The organism is Nonomuraea candida (assembly GCF_000725485.1).
Classification (GTDB): Bacteria; Actinomycetota; Actinomycetes; order Streptosporangiales; family Streptosporangiaceae; genus Nonomuraea; species Nonomuraea candida.
In genome coordinates this window covers 98,903-113,750 of record NZ_JOAG01000006.1, presented here as the reverse complement: position 1 = coordinate 113,750, position 14,848 = coordinate 98,903, and the positions used below count along the sequence as shown (strand labels likewise).

Here is a 14,848-nt window from a genome sequence, read left to right as displayed (position 1 = left end):
ATCTTGCCTAACGGGGCCGCGGGCTGTTCTGATCGACAAGTGGGCACTTACGACGAGGCTTACCGGCGCAGCATCGAGCGACCCGAGGAGTTCTGGGGGGAGGCGGCGCGCGCCATCGACTGGGACGTGCCCCCCGCCACGATCTACGGCGAAGGGCGGTGGTTCCCCGACGGCCGGCTCAACACCTGCCACAACGCCCTCGACCGGCACGTGGCGCGTGGGCGGGGCGGGCAGGCGGCGCTGATCCACGACAGCCCGGTCACCGGGACCGTGCGCACTTACACCTACGCCGAGCTGCTCGACGAGGTGGCCAGGACGGCGGGCATGCTGCGCGGCCTCGGCGTGGCCGCGGGCGACACCGTGGTGATCTACATGCCGATGGTGCCCGAGGCCGTGGTCGCGATGCTGGCCTGCGCGCGGCTCGGGGCGGTGCACTCGGTGGTGTTCGGCGGGTTCGCGGCCAGGGAGCTGGCGCTGCGCATCGACCACGCCCGGCCGAAGGTGGTGCTGTCGGCGTCGTGCGGGATCGAGCCGGCGCGGGTGGTGGCGTACAAACCGCTGCTCGACGACGCGCTGGAGCAGGCGGCGCACCGCCCGGACCGGTGCGTGATCCTGCAGCGGCCCCAGTGCGCGGCGGAGCTGCGCGCGGGGCGCGACCTCGACTGGGCGGCGGCGGTGCGGGAGGCGGAGCCGGCGGCGTGCGTGAGCGTGGCCGCGACCGACCCGCTCTACATCCTCTACACCTCCGGCACGACCGGCACGCCCAAGGGCGTGCTGCGCGACAACGGCGGCCACGCGGTCGCGCTGCACTGGAGCATGTCCCACGTCTACGGCGCCGCCCCCGGCGAGGTCTACTGGGCCGCCTCCGACGTGGGCTGGGTGGTCGGCCACTCCTACATCGTGTACGCGCCGCTGCTGGCCGGCTGCACGACCGTCCTGTACGAGGGCAAGCCCGTCGGCACCCCCGACCCCGGCGCGTTCTGGCGCGTGGTGGCCACCCACGGCGTGCGCACGCTGTTCACCGCCCCGACCGCCATCCGCGCCATCAAGAAGGAGGACCCCGCCGGCGACCACATGAGGAAGTGGGACCTGTCGGGCCTGCGCCACCTCTTCCTGGCCGGCGAGCGCCTCGACCCCGACACCTACCACTGGGCGAGCGACCTGCTCGGCGTCCCCGTCATCGACCACTGGTGGCAGACCGAGACCGGCTGGCCGATCGCCGCCAACTGCGTCGGCATCGAGCCGCTGCCGATCAAGCCCGGCTCGCCGACCAGGCCCGTGCCGGGCTGGGACGCGCACGTCCTCGACGGCGAGGGGCGCGACTGCCCGCCGGGCGTCGAGGGCGCGGTCACGGTCAGGCTGCCGCTCCCGCCGGGCGCGCTGCCCACGCTCTACCGCGACGAGGCCCGCTTCGCCCGCTCCTACCTCGACCGCTACCCCGGCCACTACCTGACCGGCGACGGCGGCCACCTCGACGAGGACGGCTACCTCTACGTCATGGGCCGCATCGACGACGTGATCAACGTGGCCGGGCACCGGCTGTCGACCGGCTCCATGGAGGAGGTCATCGCCTCCCACCCCGACGTGGCCGAGTGCGCGGTGATCGGCGTGGCCGACGCGCTGAAGGGGCAGCTCCCCATGGGGTTCGTGGTGCTCAAGGCGGGCGCGGAGCGCGACCCGGAGGAGGTGGAGCGGGAGCTGGCCGCCCTCGTGCGCGAGCGCGTCGGCCCCGTCGCCGCCTTCCGCCGCGCGGTCGTGGTGAGCCGGCTGCCGAAGACCCGCTCCGGCAAGATCCTGCGCGCCACCATGCGCGACATCGCCGACGGCAGGGCGTACCACGCGCCGTCCACGATCGAGGACCCGGCCGCCCTGCCGGAGATCGAGCGGGCCGTGAAAGGAACGTGACGGGCACGATAACCATCGGATCGTCCTGGCGAAGGCGCCTGCGCGGATGGGGGCGCACAGCGCATGATGGGACATCCCAGTCCCCGGGAGAAGGCCATGATCGACACCCCGAGCTACGCCGACGCCCTGAGGATTCTCGGATGCAAGGACAGCAGGCTCGCCAAGGTGATCGGGCTCGCCTCGGCCGCCGCGCGTACGGGCTGGACGCTGGCCGGCGGCGCCCGGCTCACCACCAACCTGCGCGACCTGCGTGACGGGATCGTCGCCTATGGCGAGGACGTCGCCCGACGCATGCCCGAGCTGAAGAGCGGCGTGGACCGCTTCACCCGCACCCAGCGGCTGGCGGCCGCGCACGCCGCCGTCGTCGTGTCGGCCTACTTCGAGGCGCTCGGCGAGGCGAAGCTGCCGTTCACGCTCGACCGGCTCGACCACGGCGACCGCATCTCCCACGGGGTGCCGACGGCCGAGCGGTACGCCAGGCTGGTGGCCGGCCTGCTGCTGGAGCGGCTGCCCACGCCCGAGCCGCACGTGCCGTACGCCGAGACCCGCAACGCCGTGGAACGTGCCTACTTACGCATGTCGGAGGCGATGGCCGGCTACGTCGGCGGCCTGGCCGTCTGGGACGAGCTGGCCGTGGAGGACCAGCTCCTGCTGCCCCGCCTGCTGGCCGAGGGGCCCACCGCGCACGCGCTGCGCATCTACGACGAGGACTATCGCTCGCTGGCGCTCGACAGCCACGAGTTCGGCGTGCGCAGCCTGGTCACCGAGCGGCCGCCGCCCGCCACCGCCCTGTCGCGGGTGGCGTGGTTGCTGGCCGAGCTGGCCCCGCCCCGCGTCGGCGACCGCCCCGTGATCCATCGGGTCAGGATGGCCGCCAACGCCCTCGACCAGCCGCTCCTGGTGGCCGGCAAGCTGCCGGAGGACGTCTCGCTGCCGCTGCTCGGCGAGGGCTACCTGAGCCCGCGCTGCCGGGTGGCCGAGCTGACCCGCGAGTCCGCGCCCGCCACCCGCGAGTGGTGGGACGACCAGCGGCTGCTGCCCGACGCCGAGGCGTTCCTCGCCGGGCACCTCACCTCGCTGCGCGCCACCCAGGCGCCCCTGCTCGTGCTGGGCGAGCCCGGCTCGGGCAAGACCAAGCTGCTGGAGGTGCTGGCGGCCCGGCTGGCCCGCTCGGAGTTCCTGCCGATCAGGGTGGAGCTGCGCGGCGTGCGCGCCCGCGCCGGCGTCACCGAGCAGATCGAGCAGGCCGTGGCCGAGGTGCTGGGGGAGGAGCTGCCCTACGCCGACCTGGTGGCGGCGGGGGACGGCGCGATGCCGGTGATCCTGCTGGACGGCTTCGACGAGCTGGTACGCGGCGCGCTCAGCCGCTACGACTACCTGGAACGGGTCCGCGAGTTCCAGGCCAGGGAGGCCGCGCTCGGACGGCCCGTCGCGGTGATCGTGACCAGCCGCACGGTGGTCGCCGACCGGGTGCGCTTCCCCGACGGGCTGCTGGCGCTGCAGCTCCAGCCGTTCGACGACGACCAGGTGCGCCAGTGGCTCGACATCTGGGACCAGGCCAACCGCGCCCTGCTGGCCCGCCGCGACCTCACGCCGCTGCCCGCCGAGTCGGCGCTCGCGCACGGCGAGATGGCCAGGCAGCCGCTGCTCCTGCTGCTGCTCGCGCTCTACGACGCCGGCGGCAACGCGCTGCAGCGCGACCACGGCCCGCTGCGCAGGGCCCGCCTGTACGAGGTGCTGCTGCGCGACTACACCGAACGCGAGACCGGCGGCGCCCGCAGGGTGGCCATCGACCAGGAGCTCGTCCTGCTCGGCACGGTCGCGCTGTCCATGCTGGCCAGGGGCAGCCAGGTCATCACCGACGAGCAGCTCGACCGCGACCTGCCCGCGCTGCGCCACGGCGGCGAGGACGAGCCCGACGAGGAGGAGGAGCGCGTCGACTGGGCGCGCCGGGCCACCGAGCGCTTCTTCTTCGTGCGCAGGAAGGGCCACGCGTTCCTGCACTCCACGTTCGGCGAGTTCCTGGTCGCCTGGCTGACCCTCTACGCGCTGCGCGACCTCGACCGGCGCTGCCGCCTGGCGGGCGACGAGCCGCTCGCCCTGGTGCAGGCCGTGGACGACGACCTGCTGTACGCGGTCACCTCCCACTCCTGCCTGGCCGAGCGCGGCCCGACCGTCGGGTTCCTGCTGGAGCTGCTGGAGGAGGTGCCCCAGGCGGTGCGGGCCCGCTGCGCGGACCTGCTGGCCGGGCTGCTGCGCCGCTCCCTGCACGAGCGCACGCGCCGCCACTTCACCGGCTTCCGGCCCGTACGGCACACCATGACCCGCCGCCTGGCCGCCTACTCGGCCAACCTCACCCTGCTCATCGTGGCCGCCGCCGACGGGCCCGTCCCGCTCTCGTCGATCCTGCCCGGGCCCGACCGCATGGAGCGCTGGTCGGCGCTCACCCACCTGTGGAAGGGGCAGCTCGGCCCGGAGGGCTGGACCGGGCTGGTCACCGCCCTGTCCGCGCACCGCGTGCTCACCGACGGCGAGGAGGACGTGGTGCTCGGCGGCGGCACCGAGCCCACCGGGATGGGCGACGTCGTGGTCGCGGTCGCCACCGGGCACGCGCCCCGCCACCGCAGGCTGCTCGACCTGCTGCTGCTGGCGCTGGGGGAGGGGCGCGCGCTGTCGTTCCGGGACCGGGCGGACATCCTGGAGGAGCTGCTGCGCACGGTCTCCGTCAGGTCGCCGGCCATGCACCGGGCGCTGGGCGCGATGTGGCGCGAGGAGGGGGCCGACCGGGCCGCGCTGCGGCCGCTGCTGCGGGCCATGCTCGCCGACCCGGCCGATCGCGTGGCGACGTGGGAGCAGCTCGTCAAGGCCGGCATCCCGGAGACGGCCCTGTGGGAGATCCAGCAGAGCACCCTGCCACCCGGCGCCTGACACCGGCGAGCAGCTCGACATCGCCGCCGGGGACGTCCGGTCGCGGGCCCGCCGGCGTCAGGCGGACGGAGACTCGGCGGGCAGCTCGACCGTGATGGTCAGGCCGCCCTCCTCTCGCGGCCTGGCGCTGATCGTGCCGCCGTGCGCCTCGGCGATCACCCGGACGATCGACAGGCCGAGCCCGCTGCCCCGGTCCGAGCGCAGCCGGTCGCCGTGCAGCCGCCGGAACGGCTCGAAGATCGTCTCGATCTCGTACGGCGGCACCGGCAGCCCCGTGTTGGCCACGACCAGCTCCACCCGGTCGGCCCGCTGCCGCGTCGTCACCCACACCTCGCCCCCGGGCTGGTTGTGCCGGACGGCGTTCTCCACCAGGTTCTGCACCAGCCGCTCCACCAGCACCGCCTCGCCCGCCGTCGGGGCCGGGTCGAGCAGCCGGTGCATGGTGACCTCCCGCTCCGCCGCCTCGGCCGCCGCCTGGTCGAGCACGTGCTCGGCCACGTCCGTCAGGTCGAACGGCCGCCGGTCCAGCACCGTCTGCTCGCCCTCCGCCAGCGCCAGCAGGCCGTCGATGAGCCGCTCGTGCCGGGTGTTGACCAGCAGCAGCGACTCGCCGAGCCGCTTGACGTCCTCGGTCGCGTCGGGCCGCCGCACCGCCACGTCCACCAGCGTCCGGTTGATCGTCAGCGGGGTGCGCAGCTCGTGGGAGGCGTTGGCGACGAACCTGCGCTGGCCGTCGAACGAGCGCGCCAGCCGGGTGTGCATGGTGTCGAAGGTGTCGGCCAGCTCCCTGACCTCGTCGCGCGGGCCGTCGTAGCCGATCCGGCCGGTCAGGTCGTTGCTCAGCAGCACGCGCCTGGCCGTGTCGTTGACCGAGCGCAGCGGGCGCAGCACCCACCCGCCGGCCCGCCAGCCGATCGCGAAGGCCAGGCCGGCCCCGGCCAGCACCGCCAGGCCGCCGTAGAGGCGCAGGCCGGCCAGGGTGTCGCGCTGGTAGACGGCGCGGACCTGGTCGGCCCGCTTCCTGGCGACCTCGTAGGGCTGGGTGTAGCGGTCGTACCAGCCGGGGCCGTACTGGGCGGGGACGTTCACCTCGATGTGCGCCGGCGTGAGCAGGCCGTTGCGGTATTCGAGACTCTGCCGCACCACGAAGTGGAGCGCGGTGAGCACCAGGGCGCCCACCACGAGGAACGCCCCGGCGCAGGCCAGGGCGGCACGCATGCGCACGGTCATGGGATGCGGTACCCCGATCCGGGGACGGTCTCGATGACCTGCGGCTCGCCCAGCTTCTTGCGCAGCTTCATCATCGTCGTGCGCACCGTGTTGGTGAACGGGTCGATGTGCTCGTCCCACACCTTCTCCAGCAGCGTCTCGGCCGACACCACGGCCCCCCGGGCGCGCAGCAGCTCGGCCAGCACGCCGAACTCCTTGCGGGCCAGCGGCACGTACCGCCCGTCGCGGAACACTTGCCGGTGCGCCCAGTCCAGCCGCACCCCCGCCCGCTCCAGCATCGGCGGGTCCGCCTTGCGCGCCCGCCGCCCGAGCGCGTGCACGCGCGCCAGCAGCTCCTCGAACGCGAACGGCTTGGGCAGATAGTCGTCGGCCCCCAGCGACAGCCCCGCCACCCGCGCCCGCACGTCGGAGGCGGCGGTCAGCATGAGCACCCGGACCAGCCCGCCCTCCTCGGCCACCGACCTGCACACCTCGTCGCCGTGCGTCCCCGGCAGGTCCCGGTCGAGGATCAGCACGTCGTAGTCGTGCACACCGAGCCGTTCGAGCGCCGCGTCCCCGTCGTAGGCGACGTCCACGGCCAGCGCCTCCCCGCGCAGCCCCTCGGCGATCGAGTCGGCGAGCATCCGCTCGTCCTCGGCGATCAGAACACGCACCACGCCCCCAAAAGCTGTTCAATGCCCGCCAGTGTGGCGGGTCCGGCATAACGCCGGCATAACCACGATCGTCGCAGGTTACGGGGTTTCACAACCAGCCGCGGGCCTCCGCCACCCGTACGGCCTCGGCCCGGTTGCGGGCGCCCGTCTTGCCGATCGCCGAGGACAGGTAGTTGCGCACCGTCCCCTCGGTCAGGAACAGCCGCCCGGCGATGGCGGCCACCGTCGGCTCGCCCCGCGCCGCCCGCAGCACCTCGGCCTCCCGCTGGGTGAGCGGGCTGGGGCCGGTGGTCAGCGCGGTCACGGCCAGCTTGGGATCGATGACCCGCTCGCCGGCCATCACCCGGCGCACGGCGGCGGCCAGCTCGGCGGCGGGGGCGTCCTTGACCACGTAGCCGGCCACGCCCGCCTCCAGCGCCCTGCTGAGGTAGCCGGGCCTGCCGAACGTGGTCACGATGATCACCCGGCGGTCGCGCAGCCGCTCGGCCACCTCCAGGCCGGACAGGCCGGGCATCTCGATGTCGAGGAGGATCACGTCCGGGTCGTGCTCCCGCGTCGCGGCCGGCACCTCGTCGCCCCTGCCCACCTCGGCCACGACCTCGATGTCGTCCTCCAGGCCGAGCAGCGCCGCCAGGCCGCCCCTGACGAGGTCCTGGTCGTCGGCGATCAGCACCCGGATCACCCGCCCTCCCCCGGGGCCCGGTCCGCGTCCCCCAGCGGGACCCGCACGCGCAGCCGGTAACCGCCGCCGGGCAGCGTGCCGGCCTGCAGCCGCCCGCCGGCGGCGGCGACCCGCTCGGCCAGCCCCGCCAGCCCGCTACCCGCCAGCCCGCTACCCGCCAGCCCGCTACCCGCCGGTCCGCTACCCGCCGGCCCATCGCCCGGCCGCCCGCCCGGCCCCGCGTCGGGGGCGTCAGGCACGACGCCACCAGGGGGCCGGGCCGTGCCCGCGAGGGGGGCGTCGCCGGGAGCCCGGGCGGCGCGGGGCGGGCGGCCGTCGTCGCGGACCTCCAGGGCGGCGGACGTCCCGTCCACCCGCAGGTCGATCCAGCAGCGCCGGGCGCGGCTGTGGCGCAGGACGTTCGTGGCGGCCTCGCGCACGGCCCAGGCGAGCCGGGTCTCGGCGGCGGCCGGGATGGGCCCGTCGGCGGGGGAGACCACCACCTCGATCCCGGCCACCCCCAGGTTGCGGGTCGCGGTCTCCAGCTCCTCCGACAACGACGGCGCCCGGTAGCCCGCGATCGCGTGCCGCACCTCGTCCAGGGCCCGCCGCGCGGCCCGCTCCACCTCGCTCATCTCCCCGGCCGCCCGTACCGGATCGGCGGCGGCCAGCCGGGCGGCGAGCTGGCTCCTGATCGTGATCGAGGTCAGCGTGTGGCCGAGCGTGTCGTGCAGGTCCCTGGCGAAGCGCAGCCGCTCGTTCTCCACCGCCAGCGCGGCCACCTCGGCCCGCGCCGCGTTCAGCCGCGCGATGAGCAGGCCCATGTTCTTCAGCGCGAACACGGCCCCGGCCTGGACCGCGATCGCGAGCGGCACCCACCAGACCCGTGCGAGCGGCACGCCGGCGGCCAGCAGGGCCGCCACCTCCACGGCCGCGATCACCACCGTCGCCACCGCGAACCCGCCGGTGCCCAGCGTCGCGCCGCACGCGCTGACCGCGAACACGAACGACGTGTACGCCCACGGCGCCCCGAACACCGGCAGCAGCGCCAGCCCCGCCGCCGCCAGCCCCGCCAGCGCCCACGGCCGGGTCCTGAGGGAGTGCCCGCCGAGCATCCGCCACATGATCATCAGCCAGCAGGCCGCGAACACCGCCACCAGCCCCAGCGCCACCACCACCGGGGCCGGCCCGGGACGCCCGGCCAGGAACTCCCAGGACGGCCAGGCGACCAGCAGCAGCCACACGCACGCCCCCGCCCGTGCCGCCGACCGGCCCTTGAGCACGTCGAAGCCCCGCCCCGGCGCCATGCCCGTCCCGGCACCCGTCACAGCACCCGTCCCGGGACGCGTCACAGCACCTGTCACAGCACCCGTCACAGTGCCCGACGGTAACGCCACAGGGCCAGCGCCGCGAAGAGCAGCGTCCAGCCCGCCAGCGCCGCGATCGAGGCGGCCGTCGGCGGCACGCCGTCCAGCGCCCGCCACGCCGGCGACCCCGCCAGGTAGGCCGGGCTGTACTCGGCGACCGCGCGCATCCCCGCCGGCATGGCCTCCACCGGCAGCCAGAGCCCGCCCAGCACCGACAGCCCGAAATACACGGTCATCATGGCCAGGTTCGCGGCCTGGCCCCGCAGCGCGTACCCGATGGCGATGCCGAGCGCCGCGAACGGCAGCACCCCCACCCAGATCAGCGCCACCAGCAGCGGCCAGGTGGCGGGCGGCAGGCGGACCCCGGACACCAGCGCCCCGGCGGCGAGCACGACGAGGATGCCCGGCAGCACCCAGATCGCCCCCGCCACCAGCTTGGCCGTCACGTAGCCGTGCGCGGGCAGCGGCGTCACCGCGAGCTGCGCCGGCCAGCCCTTGCCGCGCTCCAGCGCGATGGCGCCCCCGACGATGAACAGCGCCCCTCCCAGCGCGCCGTACGTGGCCATCGACACCATGGTCCGGGCGGCGAAGCCGTCCGCGAGGCCCGGCGGCACGACGTCGAGCACCTCCGTCCCCAGCAGGTAGAGCCCCAGCGGGAAGAGGACCAGCAGGACCAGCCCCGCCGGGTTGCGGAGCCCGCGCACGATCTCCAGCCGCAGGTACGATCTCATCGGCCGCGCCCTCCCGTCAGGGTCATGAAGGCGTTCTCCAGGTCCGTGGTGTCCACGCGCACGTCCCTGACGTCGTCGTACATGGCGAACAGGCCGCGCAGCGTCGCGTCGGAGTCGTTGGTGCGCAGCGCCACCGAGGCGCCCCCCGGGCCGCCGCCCTCGACGTCCACCTGCAGCACCCCCGGCAGGATCTCCAGGTCGGCCAGGTCCCCGCCGTACAGCCTGCAGCGCACCTCCCTGCCGCCGACCAGCGCCTTGACGGTGGACACCGGGCCGTCCGCGACGACCTCGCCCCCGGCCAGCAGCACGATCCGGTCGGCGTAGTCGTCGGCCTCGGTGAGGTAGTGGGTGGCGAAGACGGCGGTACGGCCGCGCGCGGTCCTGTCGCGCACCTCCTGCCACAGGGCGCGGCGGCCCGCCACGTCCAGCCCGACGGTCGGCTCGTCCAGGATCAGCAGGCCGGGATCGCCCACCACGCACAGCGCGAACCTGACCCGCTGCCGCTGCCCGCCCGACAGCCGCCCGACGCGCTGCCCGGCGAGGTCCTCGACGCCCGCCGCCCGCATCGCCCGCTCCGGCGCGAGCGGCTTCGGGTACATCCCGGCGACCGCCGTCACCAGCTCCGCCACCCGCACGTCCTCCAGCAGCCCGGACTCCTGCAGCAGCACGCCGACCCCGCCCGCCCGCAGCGCCTCGACCGGCCGGCGGCCGAGCACCGTGGCCGTGCCGGAGCCGGGGGCGCGCAGGCCCAGCGCGATGGACAACAACGTGCTCTTGCCGGCCCCGTTCGGGCCGAGCAGCGCCACCGTCTCACCCTCGCCGACGGTCAGATCGACCCCGGCGAGCGCGGTGACCGGGCCGTACTGCTTGGTCACGGCCCGCAGCTCCAGTGCGTTCCCAGTCATGCGGCCAGCCTGGTGGAGGGGGTGCCGGCGGAGGTAGTGCCGTACGTCAGCCGGGCCCGTATGACGAATGTCATGGGCGGGCCGGACCTACCGCGCCCGCGGGAGGGGACGTACCGCGGCCGCGGTATCGCCCGGCGCGCGCAGGCGCACTAGCGTGCCAGCATGCGGACGACACCCCTGGTGTGCGGCATGACGGCGATCGTGTTCGTCACCACCGTCATGGCCCACGGCGCCCAGCCCGGCAGCCGGCCGCTCGACCCGGCCGGCCGCCATGGCGGTGCTCGGTGAGCGTAACTGGTGGTTCCCCGGACTGACCTTCCGGAGGCTGACACCCCGCAGGAACTTTACGTAATATCCGACTATCACGAGCGTTGGGGGCGCCAGGGTGCCAGGACAGAACGTGGGTGTGGTCGTCGATCCGGGAGTGCCGGCGGAGATCGCCGGTCTGTTGCGCGCCAACGCCGCCTTACTGTCCAGGATCAGGGCCGGCTGGGTGCCCCCGCCGACCACGCCCCCGTCCCGCCGTCGCAACCCCTCCAGCGCGCTGCTGCTGGCCGCCACGCCGCTGGTGATCGCGCTCATGGCCGTCCTGCTGGCCTCCCAGGCCGCGGCGGCCGGGTTCGTGCTGCTGGGCGCGTACGTCTTCATCGTCCTGGTGAAGATCGCCTCCATCAGCGAGACGCCCGAGGACGAGCGGCCCCACGAACGCGGCGTGTACGAGCGCGCCCGCTGGTACGACGGCCGCTACCTGCTGCCCGAGGACTTCGACCAGGAGGCCGCGCAGGTCCTGGCCAGGGCGCAGCGCGCCATCGGCTCGGTGCTGCGCTCCCACGTCAACGCCGAGGGCCTGCTCGACGACGCCCGCAACGCCGTCATGCTGCCCGCCCAGGAGTGGGAGATCGCCCGCCTGCTGGCCAAGCTGTCGGCGCTGCGCCTGGAGCACCGCGACCTGCTGGCCAGGGGCATCGCCCCCGAGGTGGCCGCGGTGATCGAGCCGCTCGAACGGGCCCTGGTCAACAGCGAGGCCGCCGTGGTCGCCCGCGTCGAGGCGCTGGAGCGCTACGCCGGCCACGTCGCCGAGGCCGAGCGCGCCTTCCACGCGCGCGGCCAGATCGAGGAGCTGCGCGCCAGGCTGCCCCGCTACGAGGAGCTGCTGGCCGAGTCGGGCGCCGACCGGCTCGCCGTGACCGAGATCGAGCGGCTGGCCGAGGACGCCGACGTCCTGGAGCGCACCTTACGCCGCAGCGTCGCCTCCGCCCACGAGGCCTTCCGCTACCTGGAGAGCTGACCCTCACGAAGGACACCCCTCACAAGGACAACCCTCACGAAGGACAACCCTCACGAAGGACAACCCCCACGAAGGACAACAAGGTGCCCGGTCGTCCCGCGAAGGTGATAGTCGATCCGGCGGTGCCCGGCGACGTGGCGGCCCTGCTCCGCGAGCATCGCAAGACCCTGCTGCGCGTCCAGTCCGGCTGGACGCCCCCCAGCAAGCGGCACCTGCCCATGGCGGGCCCCGTGGCCGGCCGGGTGCTGCGGGTGGCGGCGGCCACGACCGCCCTGGCCGCCGCGGTGTACGGGCTGGCGCTCTTCCTCGCCGAGCGCTACACGCCCTTCGTGGTCATCATGACGGGGTCGGCGCTGCTGATGGTCGCCCTCCTGCTGCGGCCCCGGCCCGACGCCGAGGTGGAGCGGCGGCAGGCCGTGGAGCGCGAGGTCTACGAGGCCGCGCACCGCTACGAAGGGCGCTACGTCGTCCGCGAGCGGCTCGACGAGCCCGCCAGGGCGCTCATGTGCCGCGCCCAGACGGCCATCGACCAGGTCATGCAGTCCAGCGTGCACGCCGAGGGGCTGCTCGACGACGCCCGCAACGGCGTGATGCTGCCCGCCCAGGAGTGGGAGATCGCCCGCCTGCTGGCCAAGCTGTCGGCGCTGCGCGCCGAGCACCAGGAGGTCGTCGCCGAGGGCGTCACGCCCGAGGTGGCCGCCGTGGCCGAGCCCCTCGCGCACGCCCTCGACAGCAGCCAGCGGGCGGTGCTGGCCCGCGTCGAGGCCCTGGAGCGCTACGCCGGCCACGTGGCCGACGCCGAGCGCGCCTACCGCGCCAGGAACCAGATCGAGCGCCTCAGCGCCAAGCTGCCCCGCTACGAGGAGCTGCTCGCCGAGTCCGGCGCGGACGGCGCGGCCGTGCCGGAGCTGAGCCGGTTGTCCGACGACGCCGACCGCCTCGAACAGGCGCTGCGCGACAGCGTCAGCTCCGCGCACGAAGCTTTTCGCCACCTGAATGGGTGATTTCGCCTAGGATCCGGTTCGTGGCGGATGTCGTAGTAGATCCCGGGGTGCCGCCGGACGACGCCCAGTTACTCAGACAGAGCCGTCACGTGCTGATCAAGATGCGGCAGGGCTGGGCCCCGGCGCCGCGCCGGCCCCTCTCCGCCCCGCGCGTCCGCATGGTCAGCGCGTTCGGCGGGGTGGCCTTTCTCGGCCTGCTGCTGGGCGTCGGCGCGCTGGGGCGCGGCCTCGGCCTGCTGCTGCTCGTGGTGCTCGGCATCCCCACGATGATCGTGCTGTTCGCCCGCGCCGACGTGCCCGACGACGACGAGGCCGAGGAGGAGCGCGCGGCCTACGACCACCTGCGCTGGTACGAGGGCCGCTACGTCCTCACCGAGGACCTCGACGAGTCCGCGGGCCGGCTGCTGGCCCGCGCGCAGCGCGCCATCGCCACCGTGACCGACTCCCGCGTCAACGCCGAGGGGCTGCTCGACGACGTGCGCAACGGGGTGACGCTGCCCGCCCAGGAGTGGGAGATCGCCCGCCTGCTGGCCAAGCTGTCGGCGCTGCGCACCAAGCACAGGGAGACCGTCTCCAAAGGGCTCACCCCCGAGGTGGAGGCCGTGGCCGCACCTCTGGCCCGGGCCCTGGACAGCAGCGAGGAGGCCGTGCTGGCCCGGGTCGAGGCGCTGGAACGGTACGCGGCCAACGTCGGCGAGGCCGAGCGCGCGTACATCGCCCACCACCAGATCGAGGAGCTGCGCGGCCGGATGCACCAGTACGAGGAGCTGGTGGCGGAGACGGGGGCGGACGGGTTCGCCGTGCCGGAGCTGGAGGGCCTGGCCAGGGACGCCGACCGCCTGGAGCAGGCGCTGCGGCGCAGCGTCAGCTCCGCCCACGAGGCCTTCCGCCACCTGGAGCCCTGAGCCCGGCCGGCGACGGCGGGGCGCGACCCCTGCGTCCCCTGCCCCGGGGTCACCTCCATCGGCGTGGGCTTCGGCGATGACCGCGGGGAGATCAGGGGGGAGATCAGGGCAGTGCCGCCGCGCCGAGCGCCGGCGGTCAGGCGTAGTGGGCGGTCTGCAGCAGCAGGTCGCACAGCGCGTCGGCGGCGTCCAGCCGGCCCAGCTTGGCGGCCGCGTGCCCCATGGCCTGCCGCAGCCCCGGGTCGGCCAGCAGCGGCATCAGCTCGGCCAGCAGGTGGTCGGCCGTGGGGCCCGGCTCCAGCAGGGCCCGTGCCGCGCCCGCCGAGGCCAGGTAGCCGGCGTTCTTGCGCTGCTCGTCACCGCCGGTCGGGATGAGCGGGATCAGCACCGACGGCTTGCCGATCGCGGTCAGCTCCGACACCGTGCCGGCGCCGCTGCGCGAGATCACCACGTCGGCCGCGGCGAACAGGTCGGCCAGCTCGCCCCCCACGTACGGCACCGGGTGGTAGCGGTCGGCCAGGTCGGGCGGCAGCGGCACGGCCCGCATCTGGTCGATCCAGGCCGGCCCGCACTGGTGCACGATCTGGGCGTGGGGGAGCAGCCGCGGCAGGCTCTCGGCGATCAGCGTGTTGATCTGCTTGCTGCCCTGCGCACCGCCGGTCACGTAGATCAGCGGCACCTCGAACGTCAGCCCGAACAGGTCGTAGGCCGCCGCCCGGTTGCCCTGCAGCAGCTCCGGCCTGATCGGATTGCCCGTCACCACGGCCTTGGCCCTGGCCGAGGCGGGCAGATATTCCAGCGACGACTCGTGCGACAGCGCGATCCTGGTCGCCAGCCTGGCCAGGATGCGGTTGGCCAGGCCCACCACGGTCGTCTGCTCGTGCATCACCAGCGGCCGGCGGATCAGCTTGGCCGCCACCCCGATGGGGACCGCCACGTAACCCCCGGTCGACAGCACCACGTCGGGCAGGTAGCGGGCGGCGTGCCCGACCGCCTGGAAGACCCCGACGGGGATGCGGAACACGTCGGCGACGTTGGTGCCCAGCTCCTTGAGGTTGGGGCGGCGGCGCAGCTTGCCCGTCGTGATCGCCTTGAACGGGATGCCGTGCTCGGCCGTGATCCGCGCCTCCAGGCCGTTCGCGGTGCCCACCCAGAGCACGTCGTGCGGCACCTGACGTCGCTGGACGGCCGACAGGGTCGTCAGGGCCGGATAGGTGTGACCGCCGGTGCCGCCGCCGGTGATCAACAGTCGCAGGGTTCGTGACATGCGA

The 14,848-nt window shown here is 74.5% G+C and carries 13 protein-coding genes; 6 read left to right on the top strand and 7 right to left on the bottom strand.

Annotated elements, in window-relative coordinates; genetic code table 11:
* Positions 1–39: 39 nt before the first annotated feature.
* Both IO39_RS05780 and IO39_RS05775 read left to right on the top strand, forming a co-directional pair.
* Positions 40–1,905, top strand: coding sequence for a propionyl-CoA synthetase (locus IO39_RS05780; protein WP_043617118.1), 1,866 nt, complete (start codon positions 40–42; stop codon positions 1,903–1,905).
* 96 nt (positions 1,906–2,001) lie between these two features.
* Positions 2,002–4,833, top strand: coding sequence for an NACHT domain-containing protein (locus IO39_RS05775; RefSeq protein WP_043617115.1), 2,832 nt, complete (start codon positions 2,002–2,004; stop codon positions 4,831–4,833).
* A 57-nt stretch (positions 4,834–4,890) separates the two neighbouring features.
* Here IO39_RS05775 and IO39_RS58770 read toward each other — a convergent pair whose 3' ends face one another.
* The 6 genes from IO39_RS58770 to IO39_RS05745 all read right to left on the bottom strand — a co-directional run bounded on the left by IO39_RS58770 (position 4,891) and on the right by IO39_RS05745 (position 10,380).
* The gene (locus IO39_RS58770; protein WP_043617112.1) at positions 4,891–6,063 is read right to left on the bottom strand and encodes a sensor histidine kinase; all 1,173 of its coding nucleotides are present in this window, start codon (positions 6,061–6,063) and stop codon (positions 4,891–4,893) included.
* Positions 6,060–6,716 (bottom strand): response regulator transcription factor, encoded by a 657-nt coding sequence (locus IO39_RS05765; protein ID WP_084772363.1) that lies wholly within the window; start codon positions 6,714–6,716, stop codon positions 6,060–6,062. The genes IO39_RS58770 and IO39_RS05765 overlap by 4 nt, the downstream gene beginning before the upstream one ends.
* Before the next feature lie 88 nt (positions 6,717–6,804).
* Positions 6,805–7,398 (bottom strand): response regulator transcription factor, encoded by a 594-nt coding sequence (locus IO39_RS05760; protein WP_043617109.1) that lies wholly within the window; start codon positions 7,396–7,398, stop codon positions 6,805–6,807.
* Positions 7,395–8,705 carry a sensor histidine kinase gene (locus IO39_RS50295; RefSeq protein WP_157547925.1) on the bottom strand — a complete coding sequence of 437 codons (1,311 nt, stop codon included), beginning with the start codon at positions 8,703–8,705 and terminating at the stop codon, positions 7,395–7,397. The genes IO39_RS05760 and IO39_RS50295 overlap by 4 nt, the downstream gene beginning before the upstream one ends.
* Positions 8,706–8,749: 44 nt before the next feature.
* Entirely contained in the window at positions 8,750–9,475 is a 726-nt protein-coding gene (locus IO39_RS05750; protein WP_043617106.1) for an ABC transporter permease, read from the bottom strand.
* The gene (locus IO39_RS05745) at positions 9,472–10,380 is read right to left on the bottom strand and encodes an ABC transporter ATP-binding protein (RefSeq protein WP_043617103.1); all 909 of its coding nucleotides are present in this window, start codon (positions 10,378–10,380) and stop codon (positions 9,472–9,474) included. Before IO39_RS05745 ends, IO39_RS05750 begins: the two co-directional genes overlap by 4 nt.
* Positions 10,381–10,542: 162 nt before the next feature.
* On the opposite strand from IO39_RS05745, the gene IO39_RS58765 reads away from it, so the two are divergent.
* The 4 genes from IO39_RS58765 (at position 10,543) to IO39_RS50285 (ending at position 13,577) form a co-directional block, all read left to right on the top strand.
* Positions 10,543–10,668: a hypothetical protein gene (locus IO39_RS58765; RefSeq protein WP_281200054.1), complete on the top strand. Its 126-nt coding sequence runs from the start codon at positions 10,543–10,545 to the stop codon at positions 10,666–10,668.
* A gap of 112 nt (positions 10,669–10,780) precedes the next feature.
* Positions 10,781–11,668 carry a hypothetical protein gene (locus IO39_RS50290; protein WP_245641824.1) on the top strand — a complete coding sequence of 296 codons (888 nt, stop codon included), beginning with the start codon at positions 10,781–10,783 and terminating at the stop codon, positions 11,666–11,668.
* An 83-nt stretch (positions 11,669–11,751) separates the two neighbouring features.
* Entirely contained in the window at positions 11,752–12,672 is a 921-nt protein-coding gene (locus IO39_RS05735) for a hypothetical protein (protein WP_245641823.1), read from the top strand.
* Between the two features lie 20 nt (positions 12,673–12,692).
* Positions 12,693–13,577 carry a hypothetical protein gene (locus tag IO39_RS50285; protein WP_157547923.1) on the top strand — a complete coding sequence of 295 codons (885 nt, stop codon included), beginning with the start codon at positions 12,693–12,695 and terminating at the stop codon, positions 13,575–13,577.
* A 136-nt stretch (positions 13,578–13,713) separates the two neighbouring features.
* Here IO39_RS50285 and IO39_RS05725 read toward each other — a convergent pair whose 3' ends face one another.
* Entirely contained in the window at positions 13,714–14,844 is a 1,131-nt protein-coding gene (locus IO39_RS05725) for a UDP-N-acetylglucosamine--N-acetylmuramyl-(pentapeptide) pyrophosphoryl-undecaprenol N-acetylglucosamine transferase (RefSeq protein ID WP_043617100.1), read from the bottom strand.
* Positions 14,845–14,848 lie beyond the last annotated feature (4 nt).